General features: G+C 65.7%; 3 protein-coding genes and 1 pseudogene. 1 reads left to right on the top strand and 3 read right to left on the bottom strand.

From position 1 onward, the window contains the following. Together smeE and smeD are read right to left on the bottom strand one after the other, a co-directional pair. Positions 1 to 1,620, bottom strand: a pseudogene (gene smeE, locus AB4Y84_RS12630) (multidrug efflux RND transporter permease subunit SmeE); the annotation flags it as partial. Positions 1,621 to 1,632: 12 nt separating this feature from the next. Next, on the bottom strand, positions 1,633 to 2,814 hold the full coding sequence (gene smeD / locus AB4Y84_RS12625; protein WP_089236968.1) for a multidrug efflux RND transporter periplasmic adaptor subunit SmeD: 1,182 nt from the start codon (positions 2,812 to 2,814) through the stop codon (positions 1,633 to 1,635). Positions 2,815 to 3,040: 226 nt separating this feature from the next. Here smeD and smeT point away from each other — a divergent pair, with 226 nt between their 5' ends. Next, entirely contained in the window at positions 3,041 to 3,700 is a 660-nt protein-coding gene (gene smeT, locus AB4Y84_RS12620; RefSeq protein ID WP_312108198.1) for an efflux transporter SmeDEF transcriptional repressor SmeT, read from the top strand. Between the two features lie 131 nt (positions 3,701 to 3,831). Here smeT and hslU read toward each other — a convergent pair. Beyond that, a partial coding sequence (gene hslU, locus AB4Y84_RS12615; RefSeq protein ID WP_442250222.1) for an ATP-dependent protease ATPase subunit HslU occupies positions 3,832 to 5,152 on the bottom strand: 1,321 nt, incomplete at its 5' end.

The raw sequence follows: 5,152 nt of genomic DNA, 5'->3' as shown, positions 1-5,152 counted from the left end.
ATGCAGGATGCCGCGCACGCCGCGCTGGTAGCTCTCGCTGGTGCGGTCGAAGCCACGGTTGAAGCCGTTGAAGAAGCGACCGGCGAAACCGCGGTGGGCGACATGGTGCTCACCCTTCTTCAGCGGCTTGAGCATGGTCGCGCACAGCGCCGGCGTCAGTACGATCGCGACCAGCACCGACAATGCCATCGCCGACACGATCGTCGCCGAGAACTGCCGGTAGATCACACCGGTGGAGCCGCTCATGAAGGCCATCGGCACGAACACCGCCGACAGCACCAGGCCGATACCCACCAGCGCGCCGGTGATCTGGCTCATCGACTTGCGGGTGGCTTCCAGCGGCGACAGGCCCTCTTCGGACATGATGCGCTCGACGTTCTCCACCACCACGATGGCATCGTCCACCAGCAGGCCGATGGCCAGCACCATCGCGAACATGGTCAGCATGTTCACCGAGAAGCCCAGCACCGACAGCACGCCGAAGGTACCCAGCAGCACCACCGGTACGGCGATGGTCGGGATCAGCGTGGCACGGAAGTTCTGCAGGAACAGGTACATCACCACGAACACCAGCACGATTGCTTCGAGCAGGGTCTGCACCACGCCCTTGATCGACACGCGCACGAACGGGGTGGTGTCGTACGGGATCTCGGCCTTCAGGCCGGCCGGGAAGAAGCCTTCCAGTTCCTTCAGGGTTTCATCGACACCGGCAGCGGTATCCAGCGCGTTGGCGCCGGTGGCCAGGGTGACCGCCAGGCCGCTGGCCGGCTGACCGTTGTAGCGGGTGACGAAGTCGTACGACTCGGCACCAAGTTCGACGCGGGCAACGTCGCCCAGGCGCAGTTCTGCACCGTCCTGCGCGCCGCGCACGATGATGTTGCGGAACTGTTCCGGGGTCTGCAGGCGCGACTGCGCGTTGATGGTGGCGTTGAGCTGCTGGCCCTTCACCGACGGCGCACCACCCAGCTGGCCGATGGCCACCTGCGCGTTCTGTGCCTTCACCGCAGCAACCACTTCCGGCACCGACATGCCGTAGGTGTGCAGCTTGTTCGGGTCCAGCCAGATGCGCATGGCGTACTTGCCACCGAACACCTGGATGTTGCCCACGCCCGGGACGCGGCTGAGACGGTCCACGACATTGGAACCGACGTAGTCGGCGATGTCGTTGGCATCCATGCTGCCATCTTCGGACACGAACGCGATGACGTTCAGGAAGCCCGAGCTGGACTTGGCCACGTTGATGCCCTGCCGCTGCACTTCCTGCGGCAGCAGTGGCATCGCCAGCTGCAGCTTGTTCTGCACCTGCACCTGGGCGATGTCGGGGTTGGTCCCGCTCTCGAAGGTCAGGGTGATGGTGGCCTGGCCGTTGGACGAGCTGTTGGAGGAGAAGTAGATCAGGCCATCAAGGCCCTTCATGTTCTGCTCGATGATCTGCGTCACCGAGTCTTCGACCACCTTGGCCGAAGCACCCGGGTAGCTGGCGCTGATTTCCACCGCCGGCGGTGCGACGTTGGGGTACATCGAGATCGGCAGCTTGAACAGGGCCAGGCCGCCGGCGAGCATGATGATGATCGCGATGACCCACGCGAAGATGGGTCGATCGATGAAGAAACGTGCCATGGGGTTCTCCGCTTACTTCGCGCCTGCGGCCGCAGCTGCAGGTTGGGCGGCGGCCGGCTTGGCCGGGGCGACGCCCTGTTCGGTGGCGTTCACGGGCATGCCCGGGCCGATTTTCTGCAGGCCTTCGACGATGACCTTGTCACCGGCCTTCAGGCCGTCCTCGACCAGCCACTTGTCGCCGACGGTGCGGCTGACCTTGACCGGGCGCACTTCGACCTTGTTGTCCTTGCCGACCACCATCGCGCTGGTATCGCCCTTCGGATCGCGGGCGATGCCCTGCATCGGCACCAGCACCGCATCGCTGCGCACACCGCCGCCGATCACCGCGCGCACGTACATGCCCGGCATCAGCAGGCCGTCGGGGTTGTCGACCTTGACCCGCAGCGCGAAGCTGCCGGTGGCCGGATCGACGCTGACTTCGGAGAACTCCAGCGTGCCCTTGTGTTCGAAGGTGCTGCCGTCTTCCATCAGGATGCTGACCGGTGTCTGCTGGTTGTCCTGCAGGCGGCCGGCGGCCAGTTCGCGGCGCAGCTGCAGCAGCTCGGCCGAGGACTGGGTGAGGTCGACGTAGATCGGGTCCAGCTGCTGCACGGTCGCCAGCGCAGTTGCCTGGCCGGCGCTGACCAGCGCGCCCTGGGTGACGCTGGACTTGCCGATGCGGCCGCTGATCGGCGCGGTGATGCGCGCATAACCGAGGGTCACGTTGGCGGCATCCAGTGATGCCTTGGCGGCGCCGACATCGGCCTCGGCCTGCTTCTGCGCGGCCACGGCGTTTTCCAGATCCTGCTGGCTGACCGCGTCGACCTTGGCCAGCTCGGTGATGCGCTTGGCACTCAGCCGCGCCGCATTGGCGGTGGCTTCGGCGCGGGCCAGCTGTGCACGCGCACTGTTGGCCTGGGCGCGGTAGCTGGCGTCCTCGATCTGGTACAGCGGCTCGCCGGCCTTGACCATCCCACCCTCGGTGAACAGGCGCTTGGCGACGATGCCATTGACCTGCGGGCGCACTTCGGCCACCAGGAAGGCATTGGTGCGGCCCGGCAGCTCACGGGTCAGCCCGACGGTCTCGGACTTCAGCGTGACCACGCTGACCTGGCCCGGTCCCTGTTCGGGCGCCTGGGGTTGGCCGCCGCAGGCAGCGACGGTGGCAGCGATCGCCAGCGACAACGCGAAGGGTCGGATTCGGCTCAGCAACATGATGGGAATGGCTCTTGAAGGGAGGGATCTCAGCAGGGGCTGACAAGGCGCCCCCTCTCCTTGCTGGAGGGAAGGCCGCTCGGACAGCGCCCACCCGGGTGGAGTGGGAGCCAGGACGGCCTGCCACGCACACGACGGGAATGATGGGAGGGAAATATACATACATGCGTGTTTGTTTGTAAACCGGTACAATTCAGCCACGTTTCACCTGCACTCGTACCCGCTCATGGCCCGCAAGACCAAAGAGGACACCCAGGCAACCCGTGAAGGCATCCTGGATGCCGCCGAAGCCTGTTTCCACGAACACGGTGTGGCCCGGACCACGCTGGAGATGATCGGTGCCCGCGCCGGCTACACCCGCGGCGCTGTGTACTGGCATTTCAAGAACAAGGGCGAGGTGCTGACCGCGATCGTCGAGCGGGTGCACCTGCCCTTCATGCAGGAGCTGGAGCGCACCTCCACCGACCAGCGCGACACGCCGATACATGACCTGCGCGCGGTGATGATCCACTCGTTCATCGAGCTGTCCGAGGACGAGCGCCTGCGCAAGACCATGGAAATCATGCTGCGCAGCGATGCCTCGGCCGACACCAGGGTGCTGACCGAACTGCAGCAGAGCGGCTTCCGCGATGCCCTGGACCGCATGGAACGCGCCCTGCGCCGTGCCCAGGACCTGGGCCAGCTGCGTGACGGCGCCGACCCGAAGATCGCCGCGCGCATGCTGCACGCCACCGTGCTCGGCGTGCTGCACGGGGCGATGGTCGAACCGGACCTGATGGACCTCAAGCGCGACGGCATGCTGGCGCTGGACATGACCCTGGCCGCCTACGTGAAGGAAGGCGTGTTCGTACCGGGTTCGGTGCCGGAGCCGCTGCCGGACCGGTAGGCGCCGACCCTGGTCGGCGGGCCGACCATGGCGCGACGGGCGCGTCCGCGTGCCGACCAAGGTCGGCACCTACCGGAGGCGATCGCCGCAACGAAAAAGGCCGCCTTTCGGCGGCCTTTTCGCATTCCCGGTTACAGGATGTAACGGCTCAGGTCCGGGTCCTGCACCAGTTCACCCAGGTGCGCATCGACATAGGCACTGTCGATGGCCAGGGTTTCACCATCGCGGTCCGGTGCTTCATAGCTGAGCGAATCCAGCAGGCGCTCCAGCACGGTATGCAGGCGGCGCGCACCGATGTTCTCCTGGCGCTCGTTCACCTGGAAGGCGATCTCGGCCAAACGGTCGATGGCATCGGTAGTGAAGCTGACCTTGACGCCTTCGGTAGCCAGCAGCGCTTCGTACTGCTTGGTCAGCGCGGCCTTGGGTTCGGTCAGGATGCGCACGAAATCAGCCTTGCTCAGCGCACCCAGCTCCACGCGGATCGGGAAGCGGCCCTGCAGCTCAGGGATCAGGTCGCTTGGCTTGGCCAGGTGGAACGCGCCCGATGCGATGAACAGGATGTGGTCGGTCTTGATCGTGCCGTACTTGGTGGACACGTTGGAACCTTCCACCAGCGGCAGCAGATCTCGCTGCACGCCTTCGCGCGAGACATCACCGCCACCCACGTTGTCACCTCGCTTGGCGACCTTGTCGATCTCGTCGATGAACACGATGCCGTGCTGCTCGCAGGCTTCGATCGCGGCAGTGCGGATATCGTCCTCGTTGACCAGCTTGCCGGCTTCTTCTTCCTGCAGCAGCGGGCGCGCAGCCTTGATGGTCAGCGTGCGCTTGTGCGCCTTGGCGCCACCACCGAGGTTGGCGAACATCGACTTCAGCTGCTGGCCCATTTCCTCCATGCCCGGGGGGGTCATGATGTCCATGCTGACGTTGGCGGTCAGGTCGAGCTCGATTTCGCGATCGTCCAGTTCGCCGTTGCGCAGCATCTTGCGGAACTTGATGCGGGTCTCGTTGTCCTGCGCCGACGGTTCGTTGCGTGCCGCTTCCGGGTCGAAGCCGATACCACCGCTGCGGCGTGGCAGCAGCGCGTCGAGGATGCGGTCTTCGGCGCGTTCTTCGGCCTGCGTGCGCACGCGCACCTTGGCCTGCTCGCGGTACAGCTTGACGGCGGTATCGGCCAGGTCACGGATGATCTGCTCGACATCCTTGCCGACATAGCCGACTTCGGTGAAGCGGGTCGCTTCGACCTTCACGAACGGCGCGTTGGCCAGCGTGGCCAGGCGGCGCGCGATCTCGGTCTTGCCGACGCCGGTCGGGCCGATCATCAGGATGTTCTTGGGCATGACCTCGTTGCGCAGCTCGGGCTGCAGCTGCATGCGGCGCCAGCGGTTGCGCAGGGCGATGGCGACCGCGCGCTTGGCGTCATGCTGGCCGACGATGTGCCGGTCCAGCTCC

The sequence above is a fragment of the Stenotrophomonas sp. 2YAF22 genome (assembly GCF_052114665.1).
In the GTDB taxonomy this organism is placed as follows: Bacteria; Pseudomonadota; Gammaproteobacteria; order Xanthomonadales; family Xanthomonadaceae; genus Stenotrophomonas; species Stenotrophomonas indicatrix.
Note: the sequence above shows the minus strand (reverse complement) of the source record. Positions and strands in the feature narration are given on the sequence as shown.

Excerpts from the sequence above, each read along its gene's own strand:
- smeD (WP_089236968.1), bottom strand. The coding sequence starts at position 2,814 with ATGTTGCTGAGCCGAATCCGACCCTTCGCGTTGTCGCTGGCGATCGCT.
- smeT (WP_312108198.1), top strand. The coding sequence starts at position 3,041 with ATGGCCCGCAAGACCAAAGAGGACACCCAGGCAACCCGTGAAGGCATC.